This is a genomic window from Streptomyces sp. B1866, assembly GCF_031932565.1.
In the GTDB taxonomy this organism is placed as follows: Bacteria; Actinomycetota; Actinomycetes; order Streptomycetales; family Streptomycetaceae; genus Streptomyces.
Map to the genome: position 1 here is coordinate 1 of NZ_JAVSCF010000142.1, position 16,450 is coordinate 16,450.

The window sequence follows — 16,450 nt, forward strand, 5'->3', positions numbered from 1 at the left end:
CCCGCCGCGCCGCTGTCGATGCGGGCCAGCGCGGCGGCGGCCGCCGCGCTCAGCCGCACGTGCCCGCGGGCGGCGGTGAGCACCGGCACGGCCCGCTCGTCGCCGATCGCGCCCAGCCCCTCCACGCACGCGCGGGCGATGGGCCAGTGGTGCTCCCGGCCGGACAGCAGCCGCTCCAGGGTGGCGACCAGGGCGGGTACGGACTCCGGCGCGCGCAACTCGACCAGCAGCCGTATGGGGTGCAGCGCGTACGGGGTGCGCAGCGGGTTGGTGGCCAGGGCGGCGGCGGCCCGCGCGGTGCGCGGGTCGCCGAGCCGGGCTAGCACGCGGGCGGCGGTCGCGCAGTGCGCGGGGTCGCGGTAGTTCAGCAGCAGCACCAGGGTCTCGAAGGCGCGCCGGTCGCCGGCGCTGCCCAGCACGAAGGCCGCGGTCTCCCGCGCCCACAGGGGCTGCTCGGGGGCGACGAGGACGCGGGCGAGCCGCTCGCGCGCGGCGGGGGTGCCCTGCCGGGCGAGGTCCAGCAGCGCGGCGTACGCGGCGCGCTCACCCTCGGAGGTGAGCGACGCCCGTACCCGCTCGGTCAGCGTGCGGAACTCGTCGTCGTACCGGTCCGCCCGGCCGGTCCGGTCGCCGGGACCGGTCCGCCCGGAAGGACCGGTCCGTCCGGCGGGGACGGCGCGGTCGGCCCGGCCGGCCGGACCGGACCGGTCAGCGGGGCCGGCCCCCTCGGTGGAGCCGGCCCGGTCAGCGGAGCCGGCGCGGTCAGCGTCGTCAGAATGGTCGCCGTGGTGCATATACCTCATATCCCCAGATCATCCCCCGCCTGCGGAGGTCTTCTTCCCTGGCGCCCGGCTCCCCGGAGCCCAGTGGCCGGAACCACAGCGCCCGTCCCACGACGCGCTCTGGCGTTCTCGGTTACCCACTAGTTAAGATCCCGGGCAACGAGCAGCACTCCCGCTCTGGCGGCCTGGTGACGCAGCCGCCATGTGTGACGTCGGTTCGGCATTTTCAGTACGGCGCGGCCCCGGGACAGGGCCCGCCGCGTGGGTTCTCCCACAGGCGGTGCGCAGCGCGCTGCGCGCCCGCCGGGAGCGCGCACACCCTTTTCCGGCCTGGCTCCCCGCCGTGGGCGCACGGCCGCGACCGCCTTCCCGTCAAGTCGTCAGTCAGTCGTCACTTTCTCCCCGTTCCCCGGGGGAACACCTTCTGGAGTCCCGCGATGGACAGTTCGCGAACCAACCGCACGTCCACCTCTGATCTCTCCCCCTCGCACGCCCCTCTCACTACTGTCGCCGTCGTCGGACTCGGCACGATCGGCACCGGCATCGCCGAGGTGCTGGCCCGCGCGGGCCGCCGGGTCATCGGCGTCGACATCAGCGAGAGCGCCGCCGGCGCCGCCGTGGCCGCGCTGGAGGCGTCCACCGCCCGCGCCGTGAGCCGCGAGAAGCTGACCGAGCAGGAGCGGACGGAACTCCTGGGCCGGGTGACCACGTCCACCGACCTGCGGGCCGCCGCCGAGGCGGACCTGGTCATCGAGGCGGTGCCGGAGGACTACGACACCAAGCTGGAGGTGTTCACCGCCCTGGCCGCGGTGGTGCGCCCGGAGGCGATCCTGGCCACCGGCACGAACGCGCTGTCCGTGACCCGCCTGGCCGCCGCCACCGCGGGCCCGGAGCGCGTGGTGGGCCTGCACTTCTTCAACCCGGCGCCGGTGATGAAGCTGGTCGAGGTGGTGTCGACGGTGCTCACCTCCCCGGCCACCGTGGAGGCGGTCACCGGCCTGGTGCGCGAGCTGGGCAAGGAGCCGGTGGCCGCGGGCGACCGGACGGGCTTCATCGCCGACGGGCTGCTGTTCGGCTACCTCAACCAGGCGGCGGCGATGTACGAGTCGCGGTACGCCACCCGCGAGGACATCGACGCGGCCATGAAGCTGGGCTGCGGCCTGCCCATGGGCCCGCTGGCCGTGCTGGACCTGATCGGCGTCGACACGGCCCGTACGGTCCTGGAGGCGATGTACGCCGCCTCCGGCGACCGGCTGCACGCGCCCGCGCCGATCCTGGGACAGCTCGCCGAGGCGGGCCTGACCGGGCGCAAGGCGGGCCGGGGCTTCTACTCCTACGAGGCGCCGGGCAGCGCGGTCGTGGTGCCGGACTCCCGCACCCCGGGCGACGCGCACGAGCTGGACGGGGGCCGCGCGGTCGAGCGGGTCGGCGTCGCGGGCTCGGGCACCATGGCCTCCGGCATAGCCGAGGTGTTCGCGAAGGCGGGCTACGGCGTGGTGCTCGCCGCGCGCAGCCTGGACAAGGCCGAGACGGCCAAGGCCCGGATCGCCAAGTCGCTGAAGCGGGCCGTGGACCGCGGGCGGCTGACGGTCGAGGCCCGGGACGAGACGCTGGACCGCATCACCCCGGCCGGCTCGCTGGACGCCTTCGCCGACGTGGACCTGGCCGTGGAGGCGGTGGCCGAGGACCTGGCGGTCAAGCAGCAGCTGTTCGCCACGCTCGACAAGATCTGCAAGCCGGGCGCGGTGCTGGCCACCACCACCTCCTCGCTGCCGGTCGTCGCCTGCGCCCGCGCCACCTCGCGCCCGCAGGACGTGATCGGCATGCACTTCTTCAACCCGGCCCCGGTGATGAAGCTGGTGGAGGTGGTGCGCACGGTCCTCACCGCCGACGACGTGCACGCGACCGTCCGCGCGGTGTGCCGCGACATCCGCAAGCACCCGGTGGACTGCGGCGACCGGGCCGGCTTCATCGTCAACGCCCTGCTGTTCCCGTACCTGAACAACGCGGTGAAGCTGGTCGAGGAGCACTACGCGACGCTGGACGAGATCGACACCGCGGTGAAGCTCGGCGCCGGCTACCCGATGGGCCCCTTCGAACTCCTCGACGTGGTGGGCCTGGACGTGTCCCTGGCCATCGAGCAGGTGCTCTACCGGGAGTTCCGCGACCCGGGCCTGGCGCCCGCGCCGCTGCTGGAGCACCTGGTGGCGGCGGGCTGCCTGGGACGCAAGACGGGGCGCGGCTTCCGCGAGTATGCCAAGTAGCCCCGAGGACGAGGACGTCCCGCGGTGGGGCGGACTGCTCGATCCCAGCGGTCCGCCCCCGCACGTCCCCACGTCCGCGTGTTACGTTCCCCACATGTCGCAGCCCGTGAAGTCCGCCCGTACGCCGCGCAGCAGCCGCGCGAGCTCGCCGGACGGCGAGAGCGCGGGCAGCCGCCGGGCGGCCGCGCAGCGCCTGAGCATGCGCCGCAAGCTGGCGGCCGCGGCCATGGAGCTGTTCGCCTCCAAGGGGTACGAGGCGACGACGGTCGACGAGATCGCCGCCGCGGCAGGGGTGGCCCGGCGGACCTTTTTCCGCCATTTCCGCTCCAAGGAAGAGGCGATCTTCCCGGACCACGACGACACGCTGGTGCGCGCCGAGGCCGTCCTGGAGGCGGCCCCGCCGCACGAGAACCCGCTGGACACCGTCTGCCGGGGCGTGAAGGAGGTCCTGCGGATGTACGCGGGCTCGCCCGCGGTGTCCGTGGAGCGCTACCGCCTCACCCGCCAGGTGCCCGCGCTGCGCGAGGCGGAGATCGCCTCGGTGGCCCGCTACGAGCGGCTGTTCACCCGCTACCTGCTGGGGCACTTCGACGAGCGGGCGACGCGCGACGGGGACGACGACCCGCTGCTGGCCGAGGTCGCCGCCTCGGCGGTGGTCACCGCCCACAACCACGTGCTGCGCCGGTGGCTGCGCGCGGGCGGCCAGGGGGACGTGGAGGCCCAGCTCGACCACGCCTTCGCGATCGTCCGCGAGACGTTCAGCGCGAGCATCATGGGCGTGGGCCGGCCCGGCGGGGAGCGGGGTCCGGCGGCCACGGCGTCGGTCGAAGGTGAGGTGCTGGTCACGGTGGCGCGCACGGACGCCCCGCTGGAACAGGTGATGCGTACCATCGAACAGGCGCTGAAGAAGCGCTGATACGCCGGTTCCCGCCCTCCGTGAGGCGGGCATTTGTTGCTCATGCGTGCAGCGCGGATGACAACCGAGAAAAATTGCTGGCACGCAGTGTCTTGCCGCCTGGCACGCCGTGCCATTAACGTGTGGGTGTCCGGGCGGCCGGCGCGCAGACACCTGTCGTGCGCCGGCTGTCCCCGCAAGCCGCTTTGCGCGCCCGGACGCCTGCGTCACAGGCACCCTCGGGGGAACTCCCGGCAACCGCCAGGAGAGCTACCCGCACTCCGCCGAGCACCACCTCCGCCGAACCGACGGCACCGCCAGTCCCACCTGTCAACGAGCCAGCGCTCTTCAAAGCGTTTCCCAGACGCTTTCGCCGGAGGCCCAAAGTGAACGAAATCCTGGACGCGATCCTCGCCTCGGACAGCACGTCGGCGGACTTCGCTGCCCTCTCCCTCCCGGACGCCTACCGTGCGGTGACCGTCCACAAGGACGAGGCCGAGATGTTCGCCGGCCTGCCCACCCGGGAGAAGGACCCCCGCAAGTCCCTGCACCTGGACGAGGTGCCGGTCCCCGAGCTCGGCCCCGGCGAGGCCATCGTCGCCGTGATGGCCAGCTCTGTGAACTACAACTCGGTGTGGACCTCGATCTTCGAGCCGGTCTCCACCTTCGGATTCCTGGAGCGCTACGGCAGGCTGTCGGAGCTGACCAAGCGGCACGACCTGCCCTACCACGTCATCGGCTCGGACCTGTCGGGTGTGGTGCTGCGTACGGGTCCGGGGGTGAACGCGTGGAAGCCCGGTGACAAGGTCGTCGCGCACTGCCTGTCGGTGGAGCTGGAGAGCCCCGACGGCCACAGCGACACCATGCTCGACCCCGAGCAGCGCATCTGGGGCTTCGAGACCAACTTCGGCGGCCTGGCCGACCTCGCCCTGGTCAAGGCCAACCAGCTCATGCCCAAGCCCGCCCACCTCACCTGGGAAGAGGCCGCCGCCCCCGGCCTGGTCAACTCCACCGCCTACCGCCAGCTGGTCTCCCGCAACGGCGCCGGCATGAAGCAGGGCGACAACGTCCTCATCTGGGGCGCCAGCGGCGGCCTCGGCTCCTACGCCACCCAGTTCGCCCTCGCCGGCGGCGCCACCCCCATCTGCGTCGTCTCCAGCCCCGAGAAGGCCGACATCTGCCGCGCCATGGGCGCCGAAGCCGTCATCGACCGCAACGCCGAGGGCTACAGGTTCTGGAAGGACGAGCACACCCAGGACCCCCGGGAGTGGAAGCGCCTCGGCAAGCGCATCCGCGAGTTCACCGGCGGCGAGGACGTCGACATCGTCTTCGAGCACCCCGGCCGCGAGACCTTCGGCGCGAGCGTCTACGTCACCCGCAAGGGCGGCTCCATCGTCACCTGCGCCTCCACCTCCGGCTACATGCACAGCTACGACAACCGCTACCTGTGGATGTCCCTCAAGCGCATCATCGGCTCCCACTTCGCCAACTACCGCGAGGCCTGGGAGGCCAACCGCCTCATCGCCAAGGGCAAGATCCACCCCACCCTGTCGAAGACGTACCGCCTGGAGGAGACCGGCCAGGCCACCTACGACGTGCACCGCAACCTGCACCAGGGCAAGGTGGGCGTGCTCGCCCTCGCCCCGCAGGAGGGCCTGGGCGTGGACAACCCGGAGCTGCGCGACAAGCACCTCGACGCCATCAACCGCTTCCGGAACATCTGATGACGCCCCCGGCGGAAGCACCACAGCCGGCGGAGGCGAGAGAGCCCCGGAAGAAGGACCGCCCGTGGCTGATGCGGACCTACGCCGGCCACTCCACGGCCGAGGCGTCCAACGCGCTGTACCGGCGCAACCTCGCCAAGGGCCAGACCGGCCTGTCGGTGGCCTTCGACCTGCCCACGCAGACCGGCTACGACCCCGACCACATCCTCGCCCGCGGCGAGGTGGGCCGGGTCGGGGTCCCGGTCTCGCACCTCGGTGACATGCGCCGGCTGTTCCAGGACATCCCCCTGGAGCGGATGAACACCTCCATGACCATCAACGCCACGGCCATGTGGCTGCTGGCGCTGTACCAGGTCGTGGCGGAGGAGCAGGGCGCGGACATCACCACCCTCCAGGGCACCACGCAGAACGACATCGTCAAGGAGTACCTGTCGCGCGGGACGCACGTCTTCCCGCCGGTGCCCAGCCTACGGCTGACCACCGACATGATCACCTACACGGTCAACCACATCCCCAAGTGGAACCCGATCAACATCTGTAGCTACCACCTACAGGAGGCCGGGGCCACGCCGGTCCAGGAGATCGCGTACGCGATGTCCACCGCCATCGCCGTACTCGACTCGGTGTTCGCCTCCGGGCAGGTCGCCGAGGACCGCAAGGGCGAGGTCGTGGCGCGCATCTCCTTCTTCGTGAACGCGGGCGTCCGCTTCGTCGAGGAAATGTGCAAGATGCGCGCCTTCGGCCGCATCTGGGACAAGGTGACCCGGGAGCGGTACGGCATCGAGAACCCCAAGCACCGCCGGTTCCGCTACGGCGTGCAGGTCAACTCGCTCGGCCTGACCGAGGCGCAGCCGGAGAACAACGTCCAGCGCATCGTCCTGGAGATGCTGGCCGTCACCCTCTCCAAGGACGCCCGCGCCCGGGCCGTGCAGCTGCCCGCCTGGAACGAGGCGCTGGGCCTGCCCAGGCCCTGGGACCAGCAGTGGTCGCTGCGCATCCAGCAGGTGCTCGCCGAGGAGAGCGACCTGCTGGAGTACGACGACATCTTCGCCGGGTCCACCGTGATCGAGGCCAAGGTCTCCGAGCTGGTCGAGGAGAGCCTGGCCGAGATCGACCGGATCCAGGAGATGGGCGGCGCCATGGCCGCCGTCGAGTCCGGCTACCTCAAGTCGCGCCTGGTCGCCTCGCACGCCGAGCGCCGGGCCCGGATCGAGGCGGGCGTGGAGAAGATCGTCGGCGTCAACTGCTACGAGTCCACCGAGCCCAACCCGCTCACCGCCGACCTCGACACCGCGATCATGACGGTCGACCCGGCCAACGAGGCCCGCGTGGTCGCGGCCCTGAAGGACTGGCGGGCCGAGCGCGACGAGGACCGCGCGCGCACGGCCCTGGCCGCCCTGAAGGACGCCGCGTCCGGGGACGCCAACCTGATGCCCTTCACGCTGGAGTGCGCCCGCGCGGGCGTGACCACCGGCGAGTGGGCGTTCGCGCTGCGTGAGGTCTTCGGCGAGTTCCGCGCGCCCACGGGCGTCGGCGGCGCTCCCGTCGCCGTGGCCTCCGAGCCGGGCGCGGAAGCGGGCACCGGCCCGCTGTCCGCGGTCCGCGAGAAGGTCGCCCGGACCGCCGCCGACCTCGGCGGCGGCCGGCTGCGGCTGCTGGTCGGCAAGCCCGGCCTGGACGGGCACAGCAACGGCGCCGAGCAGATCGCCGTCCGCGCCCGCGACGCCGGGTTCGAGGTGATCTACCAGGGCATCCGGCTCACCCCGGAGCAGATCGTCTCCGCCGCCGTCGCCGAGGACGTGCACTGCGTGGGCCTGTCCATCCTGTCCGGCTCGCACGCCGAGCTGGTGCCGGACGTGCTGGTGCGGCTGCGCCGCGCCGGCGCGGAGGACGTGCCGGTCATCGCGGGCGGCATCATCCCGTCCGCGGACGCCGCCGCCCTGCGCGAGGCGGGCGTCGCGGCGGTCTTCACCCCGAAGGACTTCGACATCACGGGAATCATCGGCCGTATCGTCGATGAAATCCGTAAAGCGAACAAGCTCGACCCCCTGGAGGTAGCCGCATGACCGCCCCGAACCGCCTGCGTCCGCGCCGCTCCTGCCTCGCCGTGCCGGGCAGCAACCCGCGGTTCCTGGAGAAGGCGCAGGGCCTGCCCGCCGACCAGGTGTTCCTGGACCTGGAGGACGCGTGCGCGCCGCTCGCCAAGGAGGGCGCGCGGCACACGATCGTGAAGTTCCTCAACGAGGGCGACTGGACCGGCAAGACCAGGGTCGTACGGGTCAACGACTGGACCACCCACTGGACCTACCGGGACGTGGTGACCGTCGTGGAGGGCGCCGGCCCCAACCTCGACTGCATCATGCTGCCGAAGGTGCAGGACGCCACCCAGGTGCAGGCCCTGGACCTGCTGCTGACCCAGATCGAGAAGACGATGGGCTTCGAGGTCGGCCGGATCGGCATCGAGGCGCAGATCGAGAACGCCAAGGGCCTGGTGAACGTCGACGCGATCGCCGCCGCCTCGCCGCGCCTGGAGACGATCATCTTCGGCCCCGCCGACTTCATGGCCTCGATCAACATGAAGTCGCTCGTGGTCGGCGAGCAGCCGCCCGGCTACCCGGCGGACGCCTACCACTACATCCTCATGCGCATCCTGATGGCCGCCCGCCACCACGACCTCCAGGCGATCGACGGCCCGTACCTCCAGATCAAGAACGTGGACGGCTACCGCGAGGTCGCCAAGCGCTCCGCCGCCCTGGGCTTCGACGGCAAGTGGGTGCTGCACCCCGGCCAGGTCGACGCGGCCAACGAGATCTACTCCCCCACCCAGGAGGACTACGACCACGCCGAGCTGATCCTGGACGCGTACGACTACTACACGTCCGAGGCGGGCGGTAAGAAGGGCTCGGCGATGCTCGGCGACGAGATGATCGACGAGGCCAGCCGGAAGATGGCCCTGGTCATCGCCGGCAAGGGGCGGGCCGCCGGCATGACCCGCACCAGCACGTTCCAGGCTCCGGAGGCGTAAGCAATGCAGTTCGGCCGCACCTACGAAGAGTTCACGGTGGGCGACGTCTACCGGCACTGGCCCGGCAAGACGGTCACCGAGTACGACGACCACCTGTTCTGTCTGCTCACCATGAACCACCACCCGCTCCACATGGACGTCAACTACGCCGAGAAGACCACCGACTTCGGCAGGAACGTCGTGGTGGGCAACTACGTCTACTCGCTGCTGCTGGGCATGTCCGTGCCGGACGTCTCCGGCAAGGCGATCGCCAACCTGGAGATCGAGTCGCTCAAGCACGTGGCGCCGACCTTCCACGGCGACACGATCTACGGCGAGACGACCGTGCTGGACAAGACGCCGTCGAGGTCGAAGTCCGACCGCGGCATCGTCTACGTGGAGACCAAGGGGTACAAGCAGGACGGGACCCTCGTGTGCGTGTTCCGGCGCAAGGTGATGGTCCCCACCTCCACCTACATCAAGGAGCGCGGCGGCGAGCAGCCCGGGCGCCCCGAGCTGAAGCAACAGGAGAAGTGAGATGGGCCGCCTCGCGCAGACCGACGGGCTGACCGACACCCAGCGGGAGATCCTGGCCACGGTCCGTGACTTCGTCGACAAGGAGATCCTGCCGGTCGCCACCGAGCTGGAGCACCGCGACGAGTACCCCGCGCAGATCGTGGAGGGCCTGAAGGAGCTCGGCGTCTTCGGCCTGATGATCCCCGAGGAGTACGGCGGGCTCGGCGAGTCGCTGCTGACCTACGCGCTGTGCGTGGAGGAGCTGTCCCGCGGCTGGATGAGCGTGTCCGGCATCATCAACACGCACTTCATCGTCGCCTACCTGCTCAAGCAGCACGGCACGCAGGAGCAGCGGGACTACTACCTGCCCAAGATGGCCCTCGGCGAGATCCGCGGCGCCTTCTCGATGTCCGAGCCGGGCCTGGGCTCGGACGTGTCCGCCATCACCACCAAGGGCGTCCGGGACGGCGACGAGTACGTCCTGACCGGCCAGAAGATGTGGCTGACCAACGGCGGCACGTCCTCCCTGGTCGCCGTGCTGTGCCGGACCCCGGAGGACGCCGAGCCGGGCGCCGCGCCGCACCGGTCGATGACCACCTTCCTGATCGAGAAGGAGCCGGGCTTCGGCGAGGTCCGGCCGGGCCTGACCATCCCCGGCAAGATCGAGAAGATGGGCTACAAGGGTGTCGACACCACCGAGCTCATCCTCGACGGGGTGCGCGTCCCGGCCGACCGGGTGCTCGGCGGGGTCACCGGCAAGGGCTTCTACCAGATGATGGACGGCGTCGAGGTCGGCCGGGTCAACGTGGCCGCCCGCGGCTGCGGCGTGGCCCAGCGCGCCTTCGAGCTGGGCGTCTCCTACGCCCAGCAGCGGCAGACCTTCGGCAAGCCGATCGCCCAGCACCAGGCCATCCAGTTCAAGCTCGCCGAGATGGCGACGAAGGTGGAGGCCGCGCACGCCCTCATGGTCAACGCCGCCCGCAAGAAGGACTCGGGCAAGCGGAACGACCTTGAGGCGGGCATGGCGAAGTACCTCGCCTCCGAGTACTGCAAGGAGGTCGTGGAAGACGCCTTCCGCATCCACGGCGGCTACGGCTTCTCCAAGGAGTACGAGATCGAGCGGCTCTACCGCGAGGCTCCCATGCTCCTGATCGGCGAGGGCACCGCCGAGATCCAGAAGATGATCGTCGGGCGCCGGCTGCTGGAGGAGTACCGCTCACAGGGCTGAATGCCCGCTTTGGGGTACTATCCGGAGGGGGCATCTGGGGGCCCGCCAGGGGTCTTCGACCACTGACGGGCCCCAGCGCTTGCCCAGTTACCGCTCGCAACCGATACCATCCCGGAAAGCCGCCGCGCCGCCGTTCAGCGTCCTTCGCGCCTCCTCGCGCCGCGGCATCCTCCGCTACGAAGGTCATCCATGCCCCACAGCCCATCCTCTGCCCCCCGCGGCCGTGTCCGCCTCGCGCGCGGAGCGTCGCCGTGGCTCCTCCCGACCGCCGCCGCCGCGGCGGTCAGCCTCGCCCGGGCCCGCCGATCCGGGCGCTGGGCGGCGGCAGCCGTGCCCGCCTGCGCCCTCACGGCGGGCATGCTGTGGTTCTTCCGCGACCCGGAGCGGGAGATCGCCCAGGGGCGCGTCCTGTCGCCCGCCGACGGCGTGGTGCAGAGCATCATGCCGTGGAAGGACGGACGCACCCGCGTCGCGATCTTCATGAGCCCGCTGAACGTCCATGTCAACCGCGCCCCGCTGGCGGGCACCGTCACGTCCGTGGAGCACATCCCCGGCGGCTTCGTTCCCGCTTTCAACAAGGAGAGCGAGAACAACGAGCGGGTCGTCTGGCACCTCGCCACCGAGCTGGGTGACATCGAGATGGTGCAGATCGCCGGGGCCGTCGCCCGGCGCATCGTGCCGTACGTGCCGGGCGGCACGAAGGTCGAGCAGGGCGAGCGGATCGGCCTGATCCGCTTCGGCTCCCGCGTCGACCTCTACCTCCCCCAGGGCCTGGCAGCGGCCGTCGAGGTCGGCCAGGTCACCACCGCGGGGGTGACTCGCCTTGACCGTGCTTGATCCCGGCGCCGAGGGCCCCTGGGCACCCGAGGCGGCCGACGCGCACCCCGGCGCCGCGCCGGGCGGCGGCGCGCTCGCGGTCGCCTCGGTCGCCAGCGCCGTCCCGGACGTCCCCGGCGCCGCCCGCGCGGCGGACGACGGCGACGACGAGATGGACGACATGCCGCTGTCCACGCGGCTGTCGATAGCGGACACCCTCACCCTCGGCAACGCGACCTGCGGCTTCCTCGCCGTCTACTTCACCACCACCGGCGTCCTCATCCCCCACCTCACCGGCCACGAGGACGGCGGCATCGCGCGCCACAGCGCCGCCACCGCCGTCATGTGCATGCTGCTCGCCTCGGTCTTCGACCTCTTCGACGGCCTGGTGGCCCGCAAGCTGCGCGCCTCCGCCATGGGCGCGGAGCTGGACAACCTCTCCGACCTCATCAGCTTCGGCCTGGCCCCCGCCTACTTCGTCCTGGTGTGGGGCCTGATCGCCGACGACGCCTACCAGCGGGTCTCGGCGGTCGCCGCGATCCTCGTCCTGCTCGCGGTCGTCCTCAGGCTCGCCAGATTCTCCTGCGTGACGCCACGCCGGGGCGTCTTCCAGGGCATGCCGAGCCCCTTCGGCGCCCTGACGGTCATCTCCGTGGTCCTGCTGGGCCTGCCCTTCGTGCCGACGCTTCTGGCGATCGTCGGCGTGGCGTGGCTCATGGTCAGCCGCGTGGAGTACCCCAAGCCGCGCGGACGGCTCGCGGTGGCCATGCTCGCCTGGATCGTCACCAGCATGGGCCTGCTCACCGCCTGGGCCTTCGAGGCCCCCGGCGGCGAACTGCTGCTCCAGACGGCGTGCGCCCTCCAGGTGGTGGCGGGCGCGGTCATCCCCCTGTTCGCCACGGCCCGCCGCGTGAACGCGTTCCGCGACCACCGGCGGGAGGCACGGGCGGGCCAGGTGCCGTAGCCGCGGCGCTGGGCGCTCGCTGGCGTGCGGCTTGTTTGTTTGGGGCCCGAGCGGAACGTATCCGCTCGGGCCCCTTGCGTGTGTGTGGGGGCGGGCTGTCCGGCTTTGGGTGCGGGGCCGGGGGCTCCGGGATGGGGTGCCGGACTCGGATATTTTCGCATTTAGGCGGCCTTACGAGGGCGGAATGGCCACCCAGAACCAGCCGCCCAAACACGAAAATATACGGCCACGTCCGCCACCCCACCCCTGCGCCCCCGCCCCCTCCCGTCTCGTCGCCCCCCCGCGCCCCGGTGGCACTCCAGGGTCCGGCGGCACTCCAGTGTCCGGCGGCACTGCGGGCCCCGGCGGGGCTGCGGGCCCCGGTGCGACGCCGCAAGGCCCGTGGCGCCGAGGACGGGGCCCGGCCGACGCGGTGTCCTGCCCAGCGGCTCAGAGCCCGGGCCGGGGCAGAGCCCCGAAGGGGGCGCAGGGGCGCAGCCCCGCTCGGGGCACGGAGTGGAACCCCGTTCGGGAAAGGGCGGGGCAGGGAAGAGGCCCGTCCCTTCCCCGCTCCGCCCCCCCCGCAGCTAGGGGCACAGCCCCAGGGGGGCGCGGGGGCACAGCCCCAGGGGGGCGCGGGGGCGCAGCCCCACCCGGGGCACGGGGCGGAGCCCCGGAACGGGAAGGGGCGGGGTGGGGAAAAGGCCCGCCGCAGGCGTACCCACCCGCACCGCCCCCGCAGCCAGGTGCGCAGCCCCAGGGGGCGCAGGGGCGCAGCCCCGCCCGGGGCACGGGGCGGAGCCCCGGATCGGGAAGGGGCGGGGTGGGGAAGCGGCCCGCCGCAGGCGCATCCACCCGCACCCCCACCCGGCACGCCCCGGGACTCAGCCCGAGAGCACGCAGAGGCCCAGCCTTACCAGGGCCGGGACCGCTGCACACGCCCCTCCCCGGACCGGCCCGGGGCCAGGGGCGCAGCCCCGCCGGGGCGCGGGGCGGAGCCCCGGAACGGGAAGGGGCGGGGTGGGGAAGAGGCCCGCCGCAGGCGCACCCACCCCGCTCAGACCAGATAGTCCCGCGCCAGCACCCGCCCCACCCGCTCCAGCAGCACCCCCGCCTCCGCCATGCACCGCCCCGGGTCCGGCTCCAGCTCCGTCAGGGCGTACGCGCGGGCGATGCCCGCCGCACCCAGCGCCGCCGGTGACAGCGCCAGGCGCCCGCACACCGCCACCACCTCGACGCCGCCCGCCCGGGCCGCCGCGGCCACCCCGGCCGGGGCCTTGCCGTGCAGGGTCTGCTCGTCCAGGGAGCCCTCGCCGGTGATCACCAGGTCGGCCCCGTGGAGCGCACGCGGGAAGCCGACGACGTCCAGCATGACCTCGATGCCGGGGCGGAAGACGGCGCCGAGGGCGACCAGGGCGGCGTACCCGATGCCGCCCGCCGCGCCGGCGCCGGGCGCGGCCGCGCTCTCGGTGGCCCGTGGGCCCACCGTGTCGGCCAGCACGCGCGCGTAGTGGGCCAGGGCGGCGTCCAGCGCGGCGACGTCGGAGGCCGTGGCGCCCTTCTGCGGCCCGTACACGGCGGCGGCGCCCTTCGGGCCGGTCAGCGGGTTGTCCACGTCGCTGGCCAGGACGATCTCGACCTCCGCCAGCCGCGGGTCGAGGCCGGAGAGGTCGGCGGTGGCCAGGTCGCGCAGCGGCCCGCCGCCCCAGGGCAGCGGATCGCCCGCACCGGTGCCGAACCGGGCGCCGAGCGCGCCGAGCATGCCCGCGCCGCCGTCGGTGGTGGCGCTGCCGCCGACGCCGAAGACGATCCGGTGGGCGCCCGCGTCGAGGGCGGCGCGCAGCAACTCGCCGGTGCCGTACGTGGTGGCGGTCAGCGGCGCGAAGACGCCGACCGGAAGACGCCGCATGCCGGACGCCTCGGCCATCTCCACCACCGCGGTGCCCTCCCGCAGCGCGTACGCCGCCATGACGGGCGTGCCCAGCGGCCCGGTCACTCGGACGGTACGGCGCTCGAATCCGGCCGCGACCGCCGCGTCGACGGTGCCGTCGCCGCCGTCGGCGACCGGCAGGGCCTCGACGCGCACGCCGGGTGCCTCCTGCCGCAGGCCCGCCGCGACGTGCTCGGCGACCTGTACGGCCGTGAGGGAGCCCTTGAACTTGTCCGTGGCGATCAGCGCGCGCGGCTCCCGGGCTGTCCCGGCGTTCGCCATCCCGTCATCCCCCTGTCCAGCGTCGTTCAGGCCTCGTCGTCCCCGATGCCCGCCGTTCGTGAGCCGGAACTCTACTTCACGAGCGGTGCGTACCCCCGTCCCACGAGCGGCGACACGTCCCGGAACGCGCTCGTTCGCCACGCCGACGGCCCCGAGGCCGCGGAGCCGGAAGGCTGCGCGGCCTCGGGGCCCGGGCGGATCGGGGGACGAGGCTGGTGAGCGGGGAGCTCTGGAGCGGAACGACCCTGGTAGCCGGTGCCGTGGCCCGCCGGTCCCCGGCTCAGCGATTCTCGGCGGGCCCCGTGGACCGTGGCGGCCTCTCCGGGCCGGCCGCGTCGAGCAGCAGCTTCGCGGCCACCGTCGCACCGTCGGTGCGGATCGTGTCGGCCACGGCCCTCGCGCGTGCGCGGGTCTCAGGGGCCAGGGCCGTGGTGAGCGCGGCTGACAGGGACTCGGTGGTCGGAACCGGGCCGTCGTGTGCCGCTCCGATGCCCAGCCCGGCCACCCGGCCGGACCAGTACGGCTGGTCCGCCACCTGCGGCACCACCACCTGCGGCGCGCCGGCCCGGGCGGCCGTCGTCGTGGTGCCCGCGCCGCCGTGGTGCACGACGGCGGCCACCCGGCCGAACAGCGCCTGGTGGTTGGCCTCGCGGACGGCGATGCAGTCGTCCTGGCCGTCGATCAGGGTCAGGTCCGCCCAGCCGCGCCCGATGACGAGGCGGCGGCCCTGTGCGCGGACCGCCCCGACGGCCACCCGGGCGGCATCCGTCGCGTCGTGCATCGGCATACTGCCGAAGCCCACGTACACCGGTGGCTCGCCGGCGTCCAGGAACGCCGCCAGCTCGGCCGGGAGCGGGCGGTCGTCCGGCACGAGCCACGCGCCGGTCTGGACGACGTCGAGGTCCGGCGTCTCCTGCCACGGGTCCAGGACCGGGTCCGTCGCCAGCCACGGCCGGTCGCCGATGACGTAGTCGCGGACGTCGTCCACCGGGGGCAGGCCGGCCGCCGCCCGGTTGATGTTGAGCGCCTCGCCGAACAGCGCGTCGATGTTCTGGGCGTCCAGGTCCCACAGCACCCGGTTGTCGGTCACCTCCGGCGGGAGCGGCCGCCCCGGATACGCCAGCGGCCGGCGGTGCGGCGCGGGCAGGGTGAGCTGCTGGAAGGTCACGGACACGGACCGGATGCCCAGCATCTCGGCCACCGACAGCGCACCGGCCGCGGCCGGCATCATGCCCGTCGCCACCAGCACGTCGCATCCCTCGGCCGCCGCGGTGACCGCGTCGAACTGCCCGGCGATCACCTCGGCCGCACGCTGCGGCAGGCCCGACGCCGCCGAGGCCTCTTTCAGCCATACCCGCGCCGCCCGGCTGACGGGCACCAGCGGCACGCCCACACCGCCCAACCGCCGCGCGAAATCCTCGTCCGGCGGCGCGCACACCCGCACCTCCGCGCCGAGTTCCCGCAGCCGCACCGCGAGTCCCACCAGCGGTTCGACGTCCCCGCGCGACCCGTACGTCGACAACAACACTCGCACTTCGCGCCACCCGTTTCCGTAGGTTTCCGGCTCCGGCCGGCGATTCTGCGGCACGACGGGGGCCTTGCCGCAAGTCCCCCGGTGCGCTATACGTTAAGCATGGCAAGGAGTGAGCGAACTGCTTGCCTTTGCCTTTTGCCTTGGAGATCGTCTCGTCAGGTATTCCGAGCCGAGGGCAGATAGGCGCCGCCGTGCTTGCAGCGCAGTCCCGCTATAACGTCGCTGAGAGTGGGGCGGCGGGTGCGCTTGCAGGTGGTGCACTGGCTGAGCCAGCTGTCGGAGAGGTTGCCGGAATACGGTTCCAGCGGCTCGAACCCGGCGTCGCGCATTCCCTTTTCCGCCCAGGCGGCGGTGACCTCGCGGTGTGAGCGCTCCTCGGCGTCCTCCAGGTCCAGCGGGTCTTCCGGGTACGGGTCGGGCTCGGGCTCCGGCGGCGGTGGGGTGTCGGCGGCCGGGCCGGTGAGGGGGCTGGGCCCGCCGATGACCAGGCCGAGGCTGACGGCGTGCCGGTGGTGGCAGGCGCAGCCGCACC

12 protein-coding genes and 1 pseudogene are annotated in these 16,450 nt (G+C 72.7%); 9 read left to right on the top strand and 4 right to left on the bottom strand.

What is annotated here, in order from left to right; translation table 11 throughout:
- The coding region (locus RKE29_RS18675) for a HEAT repeat domain-containing protein (RefSeq protein ID WP_312006580.1) at positions 1-584 on the bottom strand (584 nt) is incomplete at its 3' end.
- A gap of 635 nt (positions 585-1,219) precedes the next feature.
- On the opposite strand from RKE29_RS18675, the gene RKE29_RS18680 reads away from it, so the two are divergent.
- The 9 genes from RKE29_RS18680 to RKE29_RS18720 all read left to right on the top strand — a co-directional run bounded on the left by RKE29_RS18680 (position 1,220) and on the right by RKE29_RS18720 (position 12,193).
- The gene (locus RKE29_RS18680) at positions 1,220-3,046 is read left to right on the top strand and encodes a 3-hydroxybutyryl-CoA dehydrogenase (protein ID WP_312006570.1); all 1,827 of its coding nucleotides are present in this window, start codon (positions 1,220-1,222) and stop codon (positions 3,044-3,046) included.
- Between the two features lie 94 nt (positions 3,047-3,140).
- Positions 3,141-3,962 (top strand): TetR family transcriptional regulator, encoded by an 822-nt coding sequence (locus RKE29_RS18685; protein ID WP_312006571.1) that lies wholly within the window; start codon positions 3,141-3,143, stop codon positions 3,960-3,962.
- A 365-nt stretch (positions 3,963-4,327) separates the two neighbouring features.
- Entirely contained in the window at positions 4,328-5,665 is a 1,338-nt protein-coding gene (ccrA, locus tag RKE29_RS18690) for a crotonyl-CoA carboxylase/reductase (protein WP_312006572.1), read from the top strand.
- Complete coding sequence (locus tag RKE29_RS18695) at positions 5,665-7,731, top strand: protein meaA (protein ID WP_312006573.1); 2,067 nt, start codon at positions 5,665-5,667, stop codon at positions 7,729-7,731. The genes ccrA and RKE29_RS18695 overlap by 1 nt, the downstream gene beginning before the upstream one ends.
- Positions 7,728-8,690 carry a CoA ester lyase gene (locus RKE29_RS18700; protein WP_312006574.1) on the top strand — a complete coding sequence of 321 codons (963 nt, stop codon included), beginning with the start codon at positions 7,728-7,730 and terminating at the stop codon, positions 8,688-8,690. Before RKE29_RS18695 ends, RKE29_RS18700 begins: the two co-directional genes overlap by 4 nt.
- A 3-nt stretch (positions 8,691-8,693) precedes the next feature.
- Entirely contained in the window at positions 8,694-9,206 is a 513-nt protein-coding gene (locus RKE29_RS18705; protein ID WP_312006575.1) for a MaoC family dehydratase, read from the top strand.
- A 1-nt stretch (position 9,207) separates the two neighbouring features.
- Positions 9,208-10,413: an acyl-CoA dehydrogenase family protein gene (locus tag RKE29_RS18710; RefSeq protein ID WP_312006576.1), complete on the top strand. Its 1,206-nt coding sequence runs from the start codon at positions 9,208-9,210 to the stop codon at positions 10,411-10,413.
- 189 nt (positions 10,414-10,602) lie between these two features.
- Positions 10,603-11,250, top strand: a complete 648-nt coding sequence (locus RKE29_RS18715; protein WP_312006577.1) for a phosphatidylserine decarboxylase — start codon at positions 10,603-10,605, stop codon at positions 11,248-11,250.
- 151 nt (positions 11,251-11,401) lie between these two features.
- Complete coding sequence (locus RKE29_RS18720; protein ID WP_312006581.1) at positions 11,402-12,193, top strand: CDP-alcohol phosphatidyltransferase family protein; 792 nt, start codon at positions 11,402-11,404, stop codon at positions 12,191-12,193.
- Between the two features lie 1,036 nt (positions 12,194-13,229).
- Here RKE29_RS18720 and RKE29_RS18725 read toward each other — a convergent pair.
- The 3 genes and pseudogenes from RKE29_RS18725 to RKE29_RS18735 form a co-directional block, all read right to left on the bottom strand.
- On the bottom strand, positions 13,230-14,384 hold the full coding sequence (locus tag RKE29_RS18725; RefSeq protein WP_312006578.1) for a glycerate kinase: 1,155 nt from the start codon (positions 14,382-14,384) through the stop codon (positions 13,230-13,232).
- Between the two features lie 280 nt (positions 14,385-14,664).
- Positions 14,665-15,912, bottom strand: a complete 1,248-nt coding sequence (locus RKE29_RS18730; RefSeq protein ID WP_312006579.1) for a glycosyltransferase — start codon at positions 15,910-15,912, stop codon at positions 14,665-14,667.
- Between the two features lie 161 nt (positions 15,913-16,073).
- A pseudogene (locus RKE29_RS18735) lies at positions 16,074-16,450 on the bottom strand (hypothetical protein); the annotation flags it as partial.

What these genes read in the sequence shown, in the direction of transcription:
- RKE29_RS18680 (WP_312006570.1), top strand. Translation starts at nt 1,220, where the DNA reads ATGGACAGTTCGCGAACCAACCGCACGTCCACCTCTGATCTCTCCCCC.
- RKE29_RS18685 (WP_312006571.1), top strand. Translation starts at nt 3,141, where the DNA reads ATGTCGCAGCCCGTGAAGTCCGCCCGTACGCCGCGCAGCAGCCGCGCG.
- RKE29_RS18695 (WP_312006573.1), top strand. Translation starts at nt 5,665, where the DNA reads ATGACGCCCCCGGCGGAAGCACCACAGCCGGCGGAGGCGAGAGAGCCC.
- RKE29_RS18700 (WP_312006574.1), top strand. Translation starts at nt 7,728, where the DNA reads ATGACCGCCCCGAACCGCCTGCGTCCGCGCCGCTCCTGCCTCGCCGTG.
- RKE29_RS18705 (WP_312006575.1), top strand. Translation starts at nt 8,694, where the DNA reads ATGCAGTTCGGCCGCACCTACGAAGAGTTCACGGTGGGCGACGTCTAC.
- RKE29_RS18710 (WP_312006576.1), top strand. Translation starts at nt 9,208, where the DNA reads ATGGGCCGCCTCGCGCAGACCGACGGGCTGACCGACACCCAGCGGGAG.
- RKE29_RS18715 (WP_312006577.1), top strand. Translation starts at nt 10,603, where the DNA reads ATGCCCCACAGCCCATCCTCTGCCCCCCGCGGCCGTGTCCGCCTCGCG.
- RKE29_RS18720 (WP_312006581.1), top strand. Translation starts at nt 11,402, where the DNA reads ATGGACGACATGCCGCTGTCCACGCGGCTGTCGATAGCGGACACCCTC.
- RKE29_RS18725 (WP_312006578.1), bottom strand. Translation starts at nt 14,384, where the DNA reads ATGGCGAACGCCGGGACAGCCCGGGAGCCGCGCGCGCTGATCGCCACG.